General features: G+C 46.4%; 16 protein-coding genes and 1 tRNA gene. 15 read left to right on the top strand and 2 right to left on the bottom strand.

The features are described from left to right. Positions 1–369: 369 nt before the first annotated feature. The 10 genes from FN124_RS03515 to argH all read left to right on the top strand — a co-directional run bounded on the left by FN124_RS03515 (position 370) and on the right by argH (position 12,074). Positions 370–2,433 carry an alpha-L-fucosidase gene (locus FN124_RS03515; RefSeq protein WP_142683401.1) on the top strand — a complete coding sequence of 688 codons (2,064 nt, stop codon included), beginning with the start codon at positions 370–372 and terminating at the stop codon, positions 2,431–2,433. Positions 2,434–3,056: 623 nt separating this feature from the next. Then, complete coding sequence (locus FN124_RS03510; RefSeq protein ID WP_142683400.1) at positions 3,057–3,836, top strand: GNAT family N-acetyltransferase; 780 nt, start codon at positions 3,057–3,059, stop codon at positions 3,834–3,836. A 50-nt stretch (positions 3,837–3,886) separates the two neighbouring features. Beyond that, positions 3,887–5,089 carry an argininosuccinate synthase gene (locus tag FN124_RS03505; protein WP_260607314.1) on the top strand — a complete coding sequence of 401 codons (1,203 nt, stop codon included), beginning with the start codon at positions 3,887–3,889 and terminating at the stop codon, positions 5,087–5,089. A gap of 97 nt (positions 5,090–5,186) precedes the next feature. Beyond that, positions 5,187–5,546: a four helix bundle protein gene (locus tag FN124_RS03500; protein ID WP_142683399.1), complete on the top strand. Its 360-nt coding sequence runs from the start codon at positions 5,187–5,189 to the stop codon at positions 5,544–5,546. 93 nt (positions 5,547–5,639) lie between these two features. After that, positions 5,640–6,620 carry an N-acetyl-gamma-glutamyl-phosphate reductase gene (argC, locus tag FN124_RS03495; protein WP_142683398.1) on the top strand — a complete coding sequence of 327 codons (981 nt, stop codon included), beginning with the start codon at positions 5,640–5,642 and terminating at the stop codon, positions 6,618–6,620. Between the two features lie 33 nt (positions 6,621–6,653). Further along, on the top strand, positions 6,654–7,781 hold the full coding sequence (locus tag FN124_RS03490) for an aspartate aminotransferase family protein (protein ID WP_142683397.1): 1,128 nt from the start codon (positions 6,654–6,656) through the stop codon (positions 7,779–7,781). A gap of 15 nt (positions 7,782–7,796) precedes the next feature. Further along, positions 7,797–8,804, top strand: coding sequence for an N-acetylornithine carbamoyltransferase (locus FN124_RS03485; RefSeq protein ID WP_260607313.1), 1,008 nt, complete (start codon positions 7,797–7,799; stop codon positions 8,802–8,804). Between the two features lie 2 nt (positions 8,805–8,806). Beyond that, a complete protein-coding gene (argB, locus tag FN124_RS03480) occupies positions 8,807–9,595 on the top strand; it encodes an acetylglutamate kinase (RefSeq protein WP_142683395.1) in 789 nt (262 codons plus the stop codon). A 3-nt stretch (positions 9,596–9,598) separates the two neighbouring features. Beyond that, positions 9,599–10,663, top strand: a complete 1,065-nt coding sequence (locus FN124_RS03475; protein ID WP_142683394.1) for a M20 family metallo-hydrolase — start codon at positions 9,599–9,601, stop codon at positions 10,661–10,663. A 76-nt stretch (positions 10,664–10,739) separates the two neighbouring features. Next, positions 10,740–12,074 (top strand): argininosuccinate lyase, encoded by a 1,335-nt coding sequence (argH, locus tag FN124_RS03470; RefSeq protein WP_142683393.1) that lies wholly within the window; start codon positions 10,740–10,742, stop codon positions 12,072–12,074. A 63-nt stretch (positions 12,075–12,137) separates the two neighbouring features. On the opposite strand, the gene FN124_RS03465 is transcribed toward argH, so the two are convergent. After that, on the bottom strand, positions 12,138–14,513 hold the full coding sequence (locus tag FN124_RS03465) for a TonB-dependent receptor (RefSeq protein ID WP_142683392.1): 2,376 nt from the start codon (positions 14,511–14,513) through the stop codon (positions 12,138–12,140). Positions 14,514–14,750: 237 nt separating this feature from the next. On the opposite strand from FN124_RS03465, the gene FN124_RS03460 reads away from it, so the two are divergent. The 5 genes from FN124_RS03460 (at position 14,751) to FN124_RS03440 (ending at position 18,002) form a co-directional block, all read left to right on the top strand. After that, positions 14,751–15,158, top strand: a complete 408-nt coding sequence (locus FN124_RS03460; RefSeq protein ID WP_142683391.1) for a single-stranded DNA-binding protein — start codon at positions 14,751–14,753, stop codon at positions 15,156–15,158. A gap of 111 nt (positions 15,159–15,269) precedes the next feature. Further along, positions 15,270–15,341: transfer RNA gene (locus tag FN124_RS03455), tRNA-Met, on the top strand. Positions 15,342–15,452: 111 nt separating this feature from the next. After that, a complete protein-coding gene (era, locus tag FN124_RS03450) occupies positions 15,453–16,322 on the top strand; it encodes a GTPase Era (RefSeq protein WP_142683390.1) in 870 nt (289 codons plus the stop codon). Between the two features lie 57 nt (positions 16,323–16,379). Beyond that, positions 16,380–17,693 carry a ribosome biogenesis GTPase Der gene (gene der, locus FN124_RS03445; RefSeq protein ID WP_142683389.1) on the top strand — a complete coding sequence of 438 codons (1,314 nt, stop codon included), beginning with the start codon at positions 16,380–16,382 and terminating at the stop codon, positions 17,691–17,693. A gap of 90 nt (positions 17,694–17,783) precedes the next feature. Further along, positions 17,784–18,002: a hypothetical protein gene (locus FN124_RS03440; protein ID WP_142683388.1), complete on the top strand. Its 219-nt coding sequence runs from the start codon at positions 17,784–17,786 to the stop codon at positions 18,000–18,002. A 303-nt stretch (positions 18,003–18,305) separates the two neighbouring features. On the opposite strand, the gene FN124_RS03435 is transcribed toward FN124_RS03440, so the two are convergent. Next, positions 18,306–19,178, bottom strand: a complete 873-nt coding sequence (locus tag FN124_RS03435) for a transglutaminase-like domain-containing protein (RefSeq protein ID WP_142683387.1) — start codon at positions 19,176–19,178, stop codon at positions 18,306–18,308. Positions 19,179–19,286: the final 108 nt, after the last annotated feature.

Raw genomic sequence — 19,286 nt, 5'->3', positions numbered from 1 at the left:
ATCTTACATTTTTGTGATAAACGGTGGGGAAAACACCACTAATCCCGTTCCCGAACATGGGGAAATTTAATATGGGCAAATTTATTGATCGCGGCAGCTTACGGTATGGATACTCCCTGTTTCCGCCGTATCCCCACCGTATTTGAAAAGTAGTTACCTTATATCTATATAGATACAGGTTATCTGAAGCTTATGATTGTGGCTCCCGCAGGCGAAGTATAAATAGCTGTGCCGGTTACATAAGGCTTGCCTGCCTTAAACGCCGGTAAAGCTAAAATTGAATTACTAATGGGGAATTTGAGATTGAACCAATCTGATAATCTGCCCTATCTTCGCTGACATCCTAATCCGTAACTTTTATTTCCGGCAATGAAGAAAAACACGTTACTCCTCGCAGGACTGCTTGGGTTTAATATGGCAATGGCCCAGGAGATCAAGCCTTATGGCGCGCTACCTTCAAAGGCACAGGTATCCTGGAATGATATGGAATATTATATGTTCATTCATTTTGGCCCCAATACCTTTACCAATAAGGAATGGGGACATGGAGACGAAGATCCGAAGGTGTTCAATCCTACCCACCTGGACGCCCGTCAGTGGGCGAGAACCGCTAAAGCAGCCGGTATGAAAGGCATCGTTATCACTGCCAAGCATCATGATGGCTTCTGTCTCTGGCCCAGTAAATACAGCACCCACACTGTGCGTGAAAGCGCCTGGAAAGATGGGAAAGGAGACGTGCTGGCAGAACTGTCGGCCGCCTGTAAGGAGTACGGGCTGAAATTCGGTGTGTACCTCTCCCCCTGGGACCGCAACCATCCCGAATATGGTAAGCCCGGTTATAACCAGGTGTTTGCCAATACGCTCAACGAAGTGCTCTCCGGCTACGGCCCTGTATTTGAACAATGGTTCGACGGCGCCAACGGAGGTAATATCAAGCAGCCGTACGACTGGAACCTTTTCCACAGCGTGGTGTACAAGAACCAGCCCAACGCCGTTATTTTCAGTGATGTGGGCCCCGGATGCCGCTGGGTAGGTAATGAAAACGGTATTGCAGGTACTACCAATTGGAGCACGCTGAATGTAAAGGGCTTTTCTCCCGGCGCCAATGGTCCGTCTACCAAATCGCTCAATGAGGGTAATGAGGATGGCGAACAATGGATCCCTGCCGAATGTGATGTATCTATCAGGCCTGGATGGTTTTACAGCCCGGAAACGAACGATAAGGTAAAATCAGTGTCCACACTGCTCAATATTTATTATGGCTCTGTAGGCCGCAATGGTAACCTGATCCTGAATGTACCGGTAGACCGCGATGGGCTTATCCACCCGAACGATTCTACGCGGCTGATGGAGCTGCGCCGTGTGCTGGACGCATCTTTTAAAAATAACCTGGCAAAACAGGCAGTGGTAACAGCTACCAATACACGCAGCAATAATAAAAACGTAAAGGTGTCGAACCTGAACGATGGCACCAATACTACTTACTGGGCCACCACAGACGATGCCACCACTACAGTGATCAACCTGCGCTACAAGCAGCCGGTCACCTTCAACAGGGTGGTACTGCAGGAGTACATTGCACTGGGTCAGCGGGTGAAAGTCTTCAGCGTGGAGGTCCTGGAAAATGGCAGCTGGAAAGAGATTGCAAAGGAAACGACCATAGGGCATAAACGTATCCTGCGTTTTAAGGACTATACCACCACACAGGTGCGTATTAACATCCTGGATGCTAAAGCAGCGCCCGTGATCAGTGAGGTACAGCTGTACAGAGCGCCGGGCTTACTTACCCTGCCGCAGATTGGCCGCACTGCTGATGGAAAGGTATGGATCCGCAGCGAGTCCGGCGATACAGAAATACACTATACCCTGGATGGCAGCGAGCCCACTTTAAAATCACCGGAGTATACATCAGCCGGAGGGGGAACTGTTATCAATCTGCCAGGAGGCGGCGTGGTGAAAGCGAAAGCCTTCCTGGATAAGGGCAAAACCTCCAGTGAAACAGTGACCGCCACTTTCGACATTGCACCTGCCAAATGGAAGGTGATTTCCCCCGAAGCAGGCAACGACCCGGCTAAGGCCATTGATGGCAACACTGCCAGCGTTTATGTGGCAGGTAACAAAGAGGCATCCGCCAGGTACCCGCACGAACTGCAGGTAGACCTGGGCGAAAACCTTTCCCTGAAAGGATTTACGTATACGCCTGCCGGCAGTGGCATCATTTACGGCTATGAGTTTTACACCAGCGCTGACGGTAAGAACTGGGGCAGCCCGGTAGCCAGCGGGCAGTTTGCCAATATCAAAAACAATCCTGTGCAGCAAACCGTAACGTTCAAGAAAACGACCGCCCGTTATATCCGCTTCGTAGCCACTTCACCGGCCGACGAAAAAGACACGCAGGCTGCTATTGCTGAATTGGGAGTACTTACCCGCTAGGCACGGCGCCTGGAGCGGATTTTGTCTGACTCAGGATTTTGATGATTTCGCTGATTTGATTTTTTTGGGATTTTTTAATGATTCAGGGGGATAGAAATGGATATGCCATTTTTATCTCCCTGAATCATTATTACAAAATGCAATGGATATTCCCGTTTAATTTCAAAATCTCTAATCTTCTAATAATCAGTATAAAATCACAATATTATCAGCGTAATCAGTGAAATCATCAAAATCCTGAGTCAGACAACCTCCGCGACAAAATCCGCGCGTTTGTTAAAATTCTTCTCCACCCAAAAAAAATTCGACCATTTAAAAAGATATTGTTATAACTTTGCCGATAATCTAAACTAAAGACAATATTTATAACAATTTAACGCTGAACTGAAGTTGGAAAAAACCGCAACTCATACCAACATCTCTGCATATCATCCCGCTTTAAACAAAGGGGTATATTCTGTTGGGTTCAATGTCTTTAGATTCCTTTCCCGACGACCTAGAATTTGATAGCGCTTGTCTGATATAACCGCTATCGCACCGTGATTCCCCAATCCTCCGGTGAACCTTTCCATTAATGGAATTTCAAGTTAGTTTATTGATTCACGATTTCAATTTTTAAAAAGTTGGAAAATCAACATATCATCGTTAGGGTAGCCACTCCTGACGATATTCACTATTCAAATACCATCACAGACGAGATGGAGTCATCTGCAAAAGCAAGAGGAACCGGCATTGCCAAGCGTTCCCCTGATTATGTGGAGCTGAAAATGAAGGAAGGTAAGGCCGTTATTGCTGTTACCGACCAGGGCGATTGGGTGGGCTTCTGTTATATTGAGGCCTGGGGGCATGAGAAATTTGTGGCAAACTCAGGACTGATCGTTAATCCCGCCTTCAGAGGTCACGGTGTTGCCAAATCAATCAAGAAAAGAATATTTGAGCTGTCGAGAGAGAAATACCCGGACGCAAAGATCTTTGGTTTAACCACCGGTCTGGCCGTAATGAAAATCAATTCCGAGCTGGGTTATGAGCCGGTAACCTATTCTGAGCTTACCGACGATGAGGAGTTCTGGAAGGGTTGCAGAAGCTGCGTGAACTTCGACATCCTTACTGCCAAGAACAGGAAGAACTGTTTATGTACCGCCATGCTGTACAATCCGCTGGAGAAGCTGAAAGAAGCAGAAGAAAAAGCGATGGCCGAAAAAGCTGCCGCCACGGAATCACAGCCACAGCCACAATTATCTGTGAGCGCCAGTGGTCATATGCATCACGCCAGGCGTCGCCGCAGATTTAAAGGAAACATAAAGCTCTATGAGCGTTGGTTACGTTTTAAAAGATTTGTTTTGCTGAAAAGCAGGAAAGAAGGTGGCGCTACGGGGTCTAAAAAGAAATTTTTCCTGTTCTGACTACAGGGTTGTCAATATTGTTATCTGGATCTATAAAAAAAGATGTCATAATGAAAAAAGTAGTACTGGGATTTAGCGGAGGACTTGATACTTCCTATTGCGTTAAATATCTGACCGAAGAAAAAGGATATGAAGTGCATTCAGTGATCGTAAACACTGGTGGTTTCTCTGAGCAGGAACTGCAGGAAATAGAAAAGCGCGCTTACAGCCTGGGCGTTAAAAGTCATAAAACTGTTAATGCAATACGTTCTTATTATGATGGTGTGATCAAATACCTCATCTTCGGTAATGTACTGAAAAACAATACCTATCCCTTAAGCGTAAGCGCAGAGCGCATGAGCCAGGCGCTGGCCATCGCAGGATATGTGAAGGAAGTGGGCGCCGACGCAGTGGCGCACGGCAGCACCGGCGCAGGTAACGACCAGGTGCGTTTTGATATGGTATTCCATATCATGATCCCCGGTGTGGAAATCATTACCCCTATCCGTGATATGAAACTGAGCCGCGAAGAAGAGATCACTTATCTCCGGTCAAAAGGAGTGGAAGTGAACTTCGAAAAAGCCATGTACTCTATTAACAAAGGTATGTGGGGAACTTCCGTTGGTGGTAAAGAAACACTGACCTCCAATGGCATGCTGCCTGAAGCTGCATGGCCTACCCAGCTTACAAAGCAGGGAGAAGAGCAGGTGAAATTAACATTTGAAAAAGGAGAGCTCACCGGTGTGAACGATAAAACTTTTGGTCACCCGTCTGAAGCCATTCAATATTTACAAACCATCGCCGGCCCGTTTGCCATTGGCCGCGATATCCACGTAGGCGATACCATTATCGGTATCAAAGGACGTGTTGGGTTTGAAGCTGCTGCGCCTATGGTGATCATTAAAGCGCATCATGCATTGGAAAAACATGTGTTAACCAAATGGCAGCTGAGCTGGAAAGACCAACTGGCGCAGTTCTATGGTAACTACATGCATGAAGGACAGATCATGGACCCGGTAATGCGCGATATCGAAGCTTTCCTGCAAAACACCCAGGAAAATGTATCCGGCGAAGTATTTGTAACCCTGATGCCTTACCGTTTCCAGGTAACCGGTATCAGTTCCCCTTACGACCTGATGAGCAGCAAGTTTGGTAAATACGGTGAAATGAACACCGGCTGGAGCGGCGATGACGTGAGAGGATTCAGCAAAATTTTTGGTAACCAGACCATGATCTGGCACCAGGTGCGGGAGAGCGTAAAGCCGAAAGCGTAAAGCTGTTGCGTTGGAGATTAAGTAGCAGATTGTGTAAGTGATTGTGTGTTTAGTATAGTCCGGTTTAAAATATTTTATAATGTTAAATTAGGACTATATGAGAGATTACAAGAAACTGGAGGTTTGGAAAAGGGTACATTTAATGACGACATTTGTTTATAAAGATGTAGTTGTTCAATTGCCGAAGGATGAGATGTTCGCGCTGGTAAGCCAGATGAAGAGAGCTGCCTATAGTGTGCCGCTGAATATTGTTGAGGGATGTGGTAGAACAACAGAAAAAGATTTTGCGAGGTTTCTTGATCATGCACTGGGTTCTGCACATGAAGTAGAATATTGCGCATTGCTGGCATTTGATTTGAAATTTTTGGATGAATCAGTTTATACTGATCTCAACAAAAAGGTTAACGAAGTAAAAGCTATGTTAATAGCGTTTATCAAAGCTTTAAGAGTATCATGAGCTAAAAAAGAAGAATAAAAGCATCATCAATCGCTGTAATAGCTTTGGGCTTTATGCTTTGTCCTTTCAGCTTTTTAGCACAATAAATCATAAATGAAACCATCAAAAATAAAAGTAGCTATTGTAGGTGGGGCAGGTTATACAGGCGGTGAAATGATCCGGCTTTTACTGAACCACCCGGATGTAACTATTTCGTTTGTGCATAGCCGTAGTAATGCGGGCAACCCGTTGTATGCTGTGCATGCCGACCTGCTGGGAGAAACAGAACAGCTGTTCACCGGCGACCTTAGTAACGATATCGATGTGATGTTCCTTTGCCTGGGCCATGGCGAATCAAAGAAATTCCTGGAAGCCACAGATGTGGCGCCTCATGTAAAAGTGATTGACCTGAGCCAGGATTTTCGTTTAGGCGAAACCGTTAAAGAGCGCGTGTTTGTATACGGCTTACCGGAAATGCAGCGGGAGCAGATTAAAACTGCGCAGAACATCGCCAATCCCGGTTGCTTTGCCACCGGCATCCAGCTGGGCCTGTTGCCGCTTGCAAAAGCAGGGCTGCTGGGAGAAGTGCATACCACCGGTATCACCGGTTCCACCGGTGCCGGTCAGAGTTTACAGGCGACCTCCCACTTTACATGGAGAGCCAATAATATTTCCACCTATAAAGTATTGACGCATCAGCACCTGAAAGAAATACGACGAAGCCTGCAGCTGTTGCAGCCAGGCTACAATGGTGAGGTGAACTTTGTTCCGGTGCGTGGCGATTATCCAAGAGGAATCTGGGTAACCTCGTATATGCAAACCGACTTATCGCTGGAAGAGGCTGTGAAGCTGTATAAGGACTTTTACGCCGGTCATCCGTTTACACACGTAAGCGATAAACAGATAGATCTGAAGCAGGTAGTGAATACCAACAAGTGTTTGATCCAACTGGAAAAAACCGGTAACAAACTGGTGGTCCATTCCATTGAAGATAACCTGCTGAAAGGCGCTTCCGGTCAGGCAGTGCAAAACATGAACCTGATGTGCGGACTGGATGAAACGGCAGGACTGAAACTGAAGTCCATCGTGTTCTAAACGTTTTTATCATTCTCAATTTTATTTGCCAGCATGAAACTCTTCGACGTATATCCCGTTAACGATATCATTATAGAAAAAGCCCTCGGCTCCCATGTTTGGGACGATAAGGGTACGCAATACCTGGATCTGTACGGCGGGCATGCCGTGATCTCTGTTGGCCACACGCACCCGCATTATGTAAAGCGCCTTACAGACCAGTTACATAAAGTAGGCTTTTACTCCAATTCCGTAAAGATGCCTTTACAGGAAGAACTGGCCGCCTTGCTGGGTAAAGTATCCGGTAAGGACGATTACCAGTTGTTCCTCTGCAACTCCGGTGCGGAAGCCAATGAAAATGCGTTGAAGCTGGCTTCGTTTTACAACGGTAAAAAGAAGGTCATCGCTTTTAAGAAAGCATTCCATGGCAGAACATCCCTGGCAGTAGCCGCTACCGACAACCCGAAGATCGTAGCGCCGGTAAATGAAACAGACAACATAGTGTTTTTACCATGGGAAGACCAGGCCGCACTGGAGCAGGCTTTCCAGCAATATGAAGTATCCTCCGTGATCATTGAAGGCATACAGGGCGTAGGTGGTATCAACGTAGCCAGCGAAGCTTTCCTGCAAAAGATCAGGAGCCTCTGTGATGCGCACAACGCCGTGTTCATTGCAGACTCCGTACAGTGTGGATATGGCCGCAGCGGTAAATTTTACTCGCACGATTTTGCAGGTGTAAATGCAGATATCTATAGCATGGCAAAAGGAATGGGTAACGGTTTCCCTATCGGCGCCATCATTATTGCACCTAAGTTCCAGGCCGTGTATGGCATGCTGGGCACTACCTTTGGTGGTAATCACCTGGCCTGCGCAGCAGCGCTGGCCGTACTGGAAACCATTCAGGCGGAAAAACTGGTAGAGAATGCTGCTGCCATAGGTAATTATCTCATGGAAAACCTGCGCACCTTTGATAAGGTGAAAGAAGTAAGAGGCCGTGGTTTGATGATCGGTATAGATCTTCCCGAAGAATTATCACATGTAAGAAAAGAACTGCTGCATACCCATAAGATCTTTACCGGTGAAGCAAAACCAAACGTGATCCGTTTGCTGCCTTCACTGGCCCTTACACAAGCGCATGCAGACCAGTTCCTGGAAGCATTCGGAAAAGCAATAAATAAATAAGTAAAACAACCATGTATGGCAGGCAGTGTGCCTTTACATCTTTCCACTGCCTGTTTAAAGCCTATAAGCGAAATGAAACAATTTATTTCTACAGCAGATGTTCCCAGTGTCCCGCGGTTAGTGGACATTGCGTTGAACTACAAGAAAGATCCTTTGAGGGATAAGGAATTAGGTAAGAACAAAACAGTGGGAATGATATTCCTGAATCCCAGTTTGCGAACACGCTTAAGTACACAGATCGCTGCAAAGAACCTGGGTATGGAAGCAATCGTGTTTAACATTGATAAGGAAGGCTGGGCGCTGGAAATGAATGATGGAGTGGTGATGAATGGCAACACCACGGAGCACGTAAAAGAGGCTGCAGCGGTAATGGGTCAGTATTTCGATATACTGGCTATCCGTACATTTCCTGGTTTGAAGAATAAAGAAGAAGATTATACAGAGAAATATATTAACCAGTTCATTAAGTATGCCGGTGTACCGGTAGTAAGCCTGGAAAGCGCTACCCTGCACCCTTTACAGAGTTTAACAGATGTGATTACCATTAAGGAGAACTGGCAGCAAACCCGTAAACCTAAAGTGGTAATGACCTGGGCACCTCATGTAAAGGCGCTGCCACAGGCTGTTCCCAACTCTTTCGCACAATGGATGAACGCATGGGGAGAAGCAGATTTTGTGATCACTCATCCTGAAGGCTATGAACTGGATGAACAGTTTTCCGGTAGTGCACACATTGAATACAACCAGGATAAGGCATTGAAGGATGCAGATTTTGTATACGTGAAAAACTGGTCTTCTTACAAAGACTATGGCAAGATCACCTGTACAGATCCTTCCTGGATGTTTACCAACGAAAAGCTGGCGCTCACCAATGCTGCTAAAGTAATGCACTGCCTGCCGGTAAGAAGGAATGTGGTAATTGCAGATGAAGTACTGGATGGTCCGCAATCCATCGTTATCCGCGAAGCGGGTAACCGCGTATGGGCTGCCCAGGCGGTTTTGAGTGAAATACTGAAAGGATAATTATGATCGACTTATTTATTATCAAAGTAGGCGGAAACGTGATCGATAACCCGGCATTGCTGCAAACCTTCCTTGGGAAGTTTGCAGCAATTCCCGGTAAAAAGATCCTGATACATGGAGGCGGTAAAATCGCTACCCGTATCGGAGATAAGCTGGGCATAGAATCAAAATATGTAGACGGCAGGAGGATCACGGATGCAGACACTATCGATGTGGTGACAATGGTATACGGCGGTTTGGTGAACAAGCAACTGGTAGCCCGGTTGCAGGCCAATGGTTGTAACGCCATTGGATTAACCGGTGCAGACGCCAACATTATCCCCGCGGTAAAAAGACCGGTAAAGGAAATTGACTATGGTTTCGTAGGCGATATACATACCGGCACCTTGCATACGGCTCCGCTGAAAGCCTTACTGGACACCGGTGTTACGCCGGTGTTTGCACCGCTTACGCATGATGGTAAAGGACAGATCCTCAATACGAATGCAGACACCATTGCATCTTCGCTGGCTATTGCTTTATCTGAGCATTACAGCGTGAGACTGATCTACTGCTTTGAAAAGAAAGGGGTATTACGGAATCCTGCAGATGATGACTCCGTGATCAATCTCATCAATAAAGAAATTTACCAGCAGTTGCTGGAAGAAAAAATACTGACAGACGGGATATTGCCTAAACTGCAAAACGCTTTCGAGGCAATAGACAATGGTGTAAAAGAAGTGCTGATAGGGCATGCAGATGATGTTCTGAGCAATACAACCCCGGAAGTGGCAGGCACTCTAATATGCTAACCTATGTGGAACGAAAAACTATATGATGTGGCGGTGGCCCTGTTGAAACAGATGATCGCCACCCCTTCATTAAGCCGCGAAGAAGACGGCACCGCGCAACTGATCAGTGAGTTCCTGACGGCTATGGATATTCCGCATGAGCGGCATCTCAATAATATCTGGGCCTTCAATAAACATTATGATCCCTCCAAACGTAATATACTCCTGAACTCCCATCATGATACCGTAAAACCTAATCCACAATATACCCGCGATCCTTTCAGCCCGGATGTGGAAGACGGAAAGCTCTACGGGCTCGGTAGCAATGATGCCGGCGGTTGCCTGGTAAGCCTGATCGCAACGTTCCTGCATTTTTATCACCGTAGCGATCTTAGCTACAACATCATCCTTACAGCTACCGCAGAGGAAGAGATCAGCGGCGCTAACGGGATAGAAAGTATCCTTCCAAAACTGCCCGCTATTGAATTTGCCATTGTAGGCGAGCCTACTTTAACGCAACTGGCTATTGCTGAAAAAGGCCTGATGGTACTGGATTGTACCAGTTACGGCAAAGCAGGTCACGCGGCGAGGGAAGAGGGTGAAAACGCTTTGTATAAAGCGTTGCCCGATCTTAATTGGTTTAAGGATTTCCGCTTCCCTAAAATATCGGAAACACTGGGACCGGTGAAGATGAGCGTTACCGTGATCAACACTTCCAATAAAGCGCATAATGTAGTGCCGGCCGACTGTACCTTTGTGGTAGATGTACGGGCCACTGATCAATATACACTTGAGGAGCTGCTGGAAATTATCCGGGCCAATGTGTCCTGCGAAGTAAAGCCACGGTCCATGCGGATGCGGCCATCCTTTATACCGATGGACCACCCGTTTGTACTGGCAGGTGTAAGCATAGGCAAATCCTGCTACGGATCGCCTACCACTTCTGACCAGGCGCTGATACCGGCAACCTCGGTAAAAATGGGCCCCGGTGATTCCGCACGCTCACATACCGCAGACGAATATATTCATCTGCACGAAATCAAAGACGGCATCCAGAGTTATATACAATTGCTTGAAATGATCCAGTAGCATGAATTTTGAGCCTGTTTTGAAAATATGATTTTTAATTTCATGCTGTAACAACGTATGAAAAAACTATAGTATCATGAAATTGTGGCAAAAAGATAAAGCCTCCTTAGCGGCGGTGGAAACATTCACTGTAGGAAAAGACCGTGAAATGGATGCCTTCCTGGCGCCGTTTGATGTGCTGGGCTCTATGGCACATATCACCATGCTGCAAAGTATAGGATTACTGGAGAAGGAAGAGCTCACCATACTGAAACAGGAACTGAAGAACATCTACCAGGAAATCCAATCCGGCAATTTTAAACTGGAGGAAGGAGTGGAAGATATTCACTCACAGGTAGAACTGTTACTGACCCGCCGTTTGGGCGAAGTAGGAAAGAAGATCCACAGCGGCCGTTCCCGTAACGACCAGGTGCTGGTAGATCTGAAGCTGTTCCTGCGTCATGAGCTGCGAACCATGACAGAAGAAGTACTGGCCTTATTCCACCTGCTGCAGCAGAAAAGCGAGGAATATAAAGCGCACCTCATACCGGGCTATACTCATTTGCAAATTGCCATGCCTTCCTCTTTCGGACTATGGTTTGGCGCTTATGCAGAAAGCCTGGTAGACGATCTTACCATGTTACAGGGCGCTTACCGGGTAGTGAATAAAAACCCGCTTGGCTCAGCTGCCGGTTACGGATCTTCGTTCCCCCTTGACCGTGAGCTTACCACCGCATTGCTTGGTTTTGATGCGCTCAATTACAACGTGGTATATGCGCAGATGGGACGTGGTAAAACGGAAAAAATAGTCGCTTTTGCACTGGCAGGTATTGCGGCTACTATCGCTAAAATGGCCATGGACGCCTGCCTGTTCATGAACCAGAACTTTGGCTTTATCAGCTTCCCGGATGAACTGACTACCGGCTCCAGCATCATGCCGCATAAAAAGAACCCGGATGTGTGGGAACTGATCCGCTCTCATGGCAACAAGCTCCAGGCGTTGCCTAACGAAATAGCCATGATGATCACCAACCTGCCTTCCGGCTATCACCGCGACTTACAGCTGCTGAAGGAGAATCTGTTCCCGGCTTTCCAGACGTTGAAGGACTGTATCCGCATGAGCCGCCTGATGCTGGAAAATATCCGCATTAAGGAAAATATACTGGACGACGATAAGTATCAATACCTCTTTAGTGTGGAAGTAGTGAACAACCTGGTATTGCAGGGCACTCCTTTCCGTGAGGCCTATAAGAAAGTGGGGATGGACATTGAGAATGGTACCTTTTCGCCAGACAAGGCTGTAAATCACACCCACGCAGGTAGCATCGGCAATTTAGGCACACAGCAGATTGCAGCACAGATGGACGTGGTGATTAAAGGGTTCCCTTTTGAATCGGTAGATAAGGCGATAGAAAAATTGCTTAATAGCTGATAAACATATTGCATAAAAAAAGCGGAGATCAATATTGATCCCCGCTTTTTTTATGCAATTAAATCAGAGCCCGATAGTTATCCCGGCAAAGAAATTAATGCCGGCCATCGGGTAATAATAACTATCATATACCACGCGGTTGCCGGCCAGGTCGTAGCTGCTGTAAGTGCTTCCGTTGGGTTCATATTTTACGTTGAAAACATTGTTCAGCATGAATTGCAGTCCCAGTTCCCTGAATAACGGTTGCGGTACTACGTAGTTGATACGCAGGTTGTTTACAAAGTAAGGATCCAGGCTACCGTCTTTGTTGGATGTGTTATCCATGTACTGGCGGCTTACATATTTACCAAGTACATCGATGTTCAGGTTTTTAACCGGTTTCACGGTTAACGTGAACCCACCTACGAAAGAAGGGGAGAAGGAAATGTCTGTTTTGTTGAATACCTGTGTATGTGCGGCCGCGTCGCCATCGTAAGTAACGGCATGATAATCCAGTACTTTGTTCTGGCTCAAAGCTGCATTGGCGGCTATGTTCACAATGCTGCCCAGTTTTACATTACCATTCACTTCAATACCCATGCGATAGCTTTTAGGAATGTTGGTGCGCATATAGGCGCCTACATCGGTGAGCATACCGGTTTGCACCAGCTGGTTTTTGTAATTCATGTAGTATAGGTTGGCCTGTATTGCGGCAATGTTGTTGTTCCATGAATAACCGGCTTCCACATCGCGGAGTATTTCCGGTTTGGGGGTTGCCACGCCATAGTTATTTTCAAAGTCGCCGCGGTTGGGCTCTTTATGAGCAATGGCAACAGACGCGAATACCCGGTTAGTGGGATTGATGTTATAAGAGATACCTGCTTTAGGGTTGAAGAAATTATAGTTCGCATGCGCGATGTAGGAAGGCGCCGCTTCAAAGCCATCCATGTTGTACATGATGTTGCGGTATTGCATATCTGCAAAAATGCTCAGCGCAGCAGTGAGTTTATATTCACCTTTCCAGTAAATGTTGAAATCATTTTTTGCTGCAGGATACCTGTAATATTCGTGGTCTTTACCGATGCCGGTTTGTGCCCAGATGATTTTGCCGTAGTGGTCGCCGGTATAGCGGTTCCAGCCGCCACCCAGGCTCCAGTTGAACTTTTCGCCGGTACGGTTTACAGAGAACACGGATCCATAGAAATAGTTGTCCAGCCACAGCTGCCGAACGAGATCGGTGGTATCAACACTTTTGCCGTTGATCACCGGTCCCTGTAATCCGTAGCCGGAAAAAAGCTGCTGCGCTTTGTATTGTTCGTAGTAACCACGTCCGCGGGTGAGGTGGAAGGCTACGTTGAAGTTGACATGTGAATTCACTTCCTGGTTCAGGAACAGCTGGTAATGATCCTGCTGGTAATTATCGGTTTCATTATCGTAAGGGCTGCCTGGTTTTTCCGTGCCGGCCGGATTGTACGTGCGGTCTGTTTCCAGGAGTGCCTTTGGTACGCCGTACCAGGCCTGGTATGTTTTTTCTTTCCCGGAGAAGACGTTCAGTCTTATGGCTGTTTTGGCGGAAACGTAGGCCGCGGAAGTATAGAAAGAGCTCAGGTCGGAAGTGGCGCGGTCTATATACCCGTCTGATGAAATTTTAGAGAGGCGCGCATCTATGGTGAAGTGATCGTTGATGAGGCCGGAACCGGCTTTCACTGTATGTTTCCAGCTATTGAAGGAGCCGTAGCTGTTGCTGATCTCGCCGTATGCTTTTTCATTGAATTCGTTGGTGCTGAGGTTCAGCGTAGCGCCGAAAGCGCCGGCCCCGTTGGTGGAAGTACCTACGCCGCGCTGCAGCTGAACGCTGCTTACAGAGGAAGCAAAGTCCGGCATGTTCACAAAAAAGGTTCCTTGCGATTCCGCATCGTTCACCGGGATACCGTTTACGGTAACGTTGATACGGGTAATATCAGAACCGCGTACGCGCATGCCCGTATAGCCGATACCGGTACCGGCATCTGAACTGGTAACTACGCCGGGTTGCTGATCCAGCAGGATGGGCAGGTCTTGTCCGAGGTTTTGTTTTTTGATATCCGCTGCGGTTAAAGTAGTGTTTACGAAGGGAGAATTTTTACCTGCGCGTAAACTGCTGATCTCTACCGGTTTTACAAACAGCGCTGTTGTTTCCAGGGAAATGTCGGTAAGCTGTGTGGTATTATTGGCGGTAATGGTGGTGGTGAATGTTTTAAAACCTACAAAACTGGCTGTTAAAGCATAGTTTCCTTTTTTAGGAAGATGGATACTGTAATGGCCCCTGCTGTCGGTAACAGTGCCGGTTTGGTTGACGGAAATAGTAACACCCTCCAGTGGCTGGCCGCTGGCTTTACTGGTAACGGTACCGGTTACCAGCGATTGTGCATGTAAAGTGCCTGCTACAGATAGCAGCACCAATAACATTAGCTGTTTCATTTTAAATATGTCTGTTTTCTGTTTGTTCATTCCTAACCAGCATTACCTGGTCCAGGTTCATTGGGTGTGATCTCAGCCTGAAAGTAAGGCACCCCATGTGTTGCGTTACTGCAAAGGTATACTTGTATGAACTATAAATCAGAAATTATTTTTTGAGAGAAGGAAATTGCTTAATTTTCAGGATACTTCTCTCAATCATCTTTTATAAATTTTTAATCATTTAAATCTTTATTTCTGATGATGAAACTTCAGTTTATCGGGCATCTTGGCCGCGATGTAGTGAAAAAAGAAGTCAACGGCGCCACTGTGTTCAATTTTCCGGTAGCGGTGAATGAGCGTTTTAAGAACGCACAGGGCATACTGGAAGAAAGAACCACCTGGGTGGATTGCGCGCTTTGGGACAAGTTCAATGTTGCTCCTTTTTTAACGCAGGGTGTAATGGTATACGTAGAAGGCGCTCCAAAAGTGGAGGCATACGTAAGCACGGCAACCGGTGCGTTATGCGGGGCATTAAGGTTACGGGTGTTTTCACTGAAGTTGCTCAGCCGTAAGGATGAGGAAAAACGGAAAATCACGGTGCCTGAAATAACCGTACCCGAGGCAGAGCCCGTTCAGGAACAGCCCGCTGACGACCTCCCATTTTAACAATGTATGAAGCATTCCAATATGAAAGCCAACCTTTTATGGTTGGCTTTTTGTATTTTTTTCAAAAAAGATTTGGCGCTGAATGAAATAATTGTATCTTTGCACCCTCATTGCGAGGTAGAGCAGAGGTAGCTCGTCGGGCTCATAACCCGAAGGTCAGTGGTTCGAATCCGCTCCTCGCTACAAAATAGTACTGAAGAGTGCGTAAAAAGATTAAGAGCCGAAGAAATTCGGCTTTTTTTATTTCGGTAAGTTTGAGTTGCAACAGCAACGTCATCAGGTTTAATTGTCATCATGCATAAAGCAGGTTTTGTAAATATTTTTGGTAAGCCCAATGCCGGGAAAAGCACATTGCTGAACGCCATTATTGGTGAAAAGCTCGCTATCATTTCCCCTAAAGTGCAAACTACGCGTCACCGTATCACCGGGGTATTAACGGACCCTGCGTACCAGATCGTTTTTTCCGACACGCCGGGCATCATCGATCCAAAGTACAAGCTGCACGAAAAAATGATGGGAGCGGTTAAATCGGCCCTGGAAGATGCAGACGTGGCCCTGCTGATCATGGACGCCAAAGATAATATGGAAGAGAACCTGGAGCTGTTTGATTCGCTGAAACTGAAAGTACCCATCATTCTCATCCTTAATAAAATGGATAATATCCTGAAAGAGGATATGGAAGTTTTAACGGAACGTGCCAAAGCCTGGGGCAAAGCGGCAGCTGTAGTGCCTATATCTGCCATGCAGAAAAAAGGAATAAAGGAGCTGCTGGCTGAAATAGTAAAACTGTTGCCCGCCGGCAACCCGTTCTATCCTGATGACACACTAACGGATAAGTCTACACGCTTTCTAGTGGCAGAAATGATCCGTGAAAAAGTATTCCAGCTGTTTGAAGAAGAGATCCCGTATCACACCACGGTAATTGTTACACAATTCCAGGAAAAGGATACGTTAACGAAGATCACTGCTGAAATTATCGTTACCCGCGATACCCAGAAAGGCATTATCCTGGGTGAAAGGGGCAAATCCATCCGTGAGCTGGGAACATTGGCCCGGCAGGAGATAGAGAAATTTATCGAACGGAAAGTATTCCTGGAACTGTTTGTAAAGGTACGCGGCAAATGGCGCGACAACGACACATTCCTGAAGGAATACGGGTATTAACACTAAAAAATTCCTGGGTGTATTATCCAGGTTAGTACGACAAAATATAATAACAAAATGGCAGGATTTACAGTAGCTATAGTGGGCCGTCCCAACGTAGGCAAGTCAACGTTGTTCAACCGTTTACTGGAACAGCGGAAGGCCATCGTGGACGACCAGAGCGGTGTAACCCGCGATCGTCAATACGGTATTGCTGATTGGAACGGCAAAACCTTCAATGTAATCGACACCGGCGGATTTGTAACCCACAGTGATGATGTATTTGAGCGGGAGATTCGCAAGCAGGCAAAAGTGGCTATGGAAGAGGCCAATGTAATCATCTTCATGTGTGATGTAACTACCGGTATTACAGACCTGGATGCAGATGTGGCGGATATTCTGCGCCGCACCTCCAAACCGGTTTTCCTTGTGGTTAACAAAGTAGATAACAGTCAGCGCCAGCTGGAGGCCACAGAGTTTTACAGTATGGGCTTTGAACGTACCCACTTCCTTTCTTCCATGACCGGCAGCGGCACCGGCGAATTGCTGGACGACGTGGTAACTTTTATTACCCCGGATATGGAAGACGCCAATCAGAATGCAGACATTCCAAAAATAGCGATCATAGGTCAGCCTAACGTAGGGAAATCTTCCCTGCTGAATGCACTGGTGGGCGTGGAGCGTAATATTGTGTCTGATATTGCCGGTACAACCCGCGATACCATTCACACCCGTTACAATATGTTCCAGAAAGATTTCATGCTGATTGATACTGCGGGTATCCGCCGTAAAACAAAAGTGAATGAAGACCTGGAATTCTATTCCGTGATCCGTGCTATCAAGGCGGTAGATGAATCCGATGTGGTAATGCTGCTGCTGGATGCGGAAAAAGGTATCACTGCGCAGGATCTTAGCATTTTTAGTCTTGCTGCCCGAAAAGGCAAGGGCGTAGTGGTCCTGGTGAATAAATGGGACCTTGTGGAAAAAGCCACCAACACTGCCAGGGACTACGAAAAAACACTGAAAGAGCGACTGGCGCCTTTCTCCGATGTGCCTATCATCTTCACTTCCGTAACAGAAAAGCAACGTATTTTCAAAGCTATTGAAACGGCCCTGGAAGTATATGAAAACCGTACCCGCCGGATCCAGACATCCGTGCTGAACGAAGTGCTGCTGAAAGCGATTGAAGCATACCACCCGCCGGTGGTGAGGGGTATTCCTATCCGTATCAAATATGTAACGCAGCTGCCTACACATACACCGGCATTTGCCTTTTTCTGTAATCTCCCGGACGATGTGAAAACGCCGTACCGTAACTACCTGGAGAACCAGATCCGGACAAAATTTGATTTCAAAGGAGTACCGCTGAAGATCTTCTTTAGAAAAAAATAAATACTTACCGGAAAAGAGGTAAAGCAGATTTTGTATTTTATAAAATTTGCATACCTTTGCGGCGGTTTTAAAAATAAAACAACCTAAAAAATGAAAAAATTATTCGTATTAGCTGCTGCCGCTGGCCTGTTCTTCGTTGCTTGTAACGGTGGTAGCACTCCTGCTACTGATTCTGCTGCAACTGCACCTGTAGACACAATGAACGCTGCTCCGGTAGTAACTGCTCCAGTTGACTCTGCTGCTCACGTTGATTCTGCTGCTGTAACTGCTCCAGTTGATTCAGCTGCTGCTGCAACTCCAGCTAAGTAAGAGATTAATATCTTTTCTTGCAAGAAATCAGGAAGCCCATCGCTTATGCGGTGGGCTTTTTGATTTGCGCTGCGCCTTCGGCGCGCGTGCGAATTTTGTCTGACTCAGGATTAAACTGATTACGCTGATTACGCTGATTTGATTTTTTGGATTTTATAACTGATTAAAAAATGATTTGAGGAGACATAAGCGAATATCCGCTTAAATCTCCCCAAATCATTTTAAATCACATTACAAAATCAAATCAGCGTAATCAGCGTAATCAGCGTAATCAGTTTAATCCTGAGTCAGACAAATTCCGCGTTAATCTTCGAGTATACTCGCCAGGTTCATCAGTTCATCCGTTTTGTAGGCGTCTTTGTCGTCGCGAAAACACTTGGACAATTCCTCCAGTAAGAACTGCACGATGCGTTTGTTGGATTGTGGTTTGAAGTAGGAGGGGACCGGTGGTACGGATACTCTTTTCAGGTAAGTGTCCACGTCCTGCTGGGTATAGATCTGGCCCTGGATGGGGTCTATAAAGAACAGGATGCGGTGGTCGCCGGGTTCCACGGGGGTGGAAAAATCAATATAGCTATCGAAATACGCCAGGATAAACTGCCTGGGGATATTCACCGCGTATACAGGAAGGTCCAGCATGGCGCAGAGGCTTTGATAGATAATCCCGTTGGTAACAGGATTTCCCTTTTTGGACTCTACCACCTGGTTGATAAAGAACTGGTTTTTGCGTTGGTAGGAAACTTCTTCTCCCTTAAGACCGAAATAATTATAGATCATGCTGTTCAGCACATTGATCTGTTCCAGCGGGGTAAGATAATTATTCAGTTCCAGCCATATATTACGTTTGATGCGATCTATTTCTGCAATGATAGGTGCATCCATAAGATCGGGGAACTGGTATCTGGCAGCCAGTATGGCGCCCTGCATCAGGTCCTGGGATGATGAAAGCCCCCATACACGTAACGCTGCCTGCAAATCCTGGTAATGAACCCGGTGGATCAGCAGCTCTATCCTTTCCTGAATAGCCTCGTCAATTGTATTCTCCCACAAATTCTCCAGGTTCGGAATGATATCTTTACCGTACAGTAATATTTTACTTGCAACCGTATCAAATACCTCCAGATCCGGATCATCCAACAGGTGGAACAAAGCGTTTATTTCTCTGTTTTCGTTCATACCATTATTATGATCATGTGGTAATCATTAAATAATGTGATCCTGTCGGCAAATTTAATAATAAACATACCATTCACACTGCAGTTATTATCATTGCCCCGATTTTCA

Source organism: Chitinophaga polysaccharea, assembly GCF_902150045.1.
In the GTDB taxonomy this organism is placed as follows: domain Bacteria; phylum Bacteroidota; class Bacteroidia; order Chitinophagales; family Chitinophagaceae; genus Chitinophaga; species Chitinophaga polysaccharea_A.
Note: the sequence above shows the minus strand (reverse complement) of the source record. Positions and strands in the feature narration are given on the sequence as shown.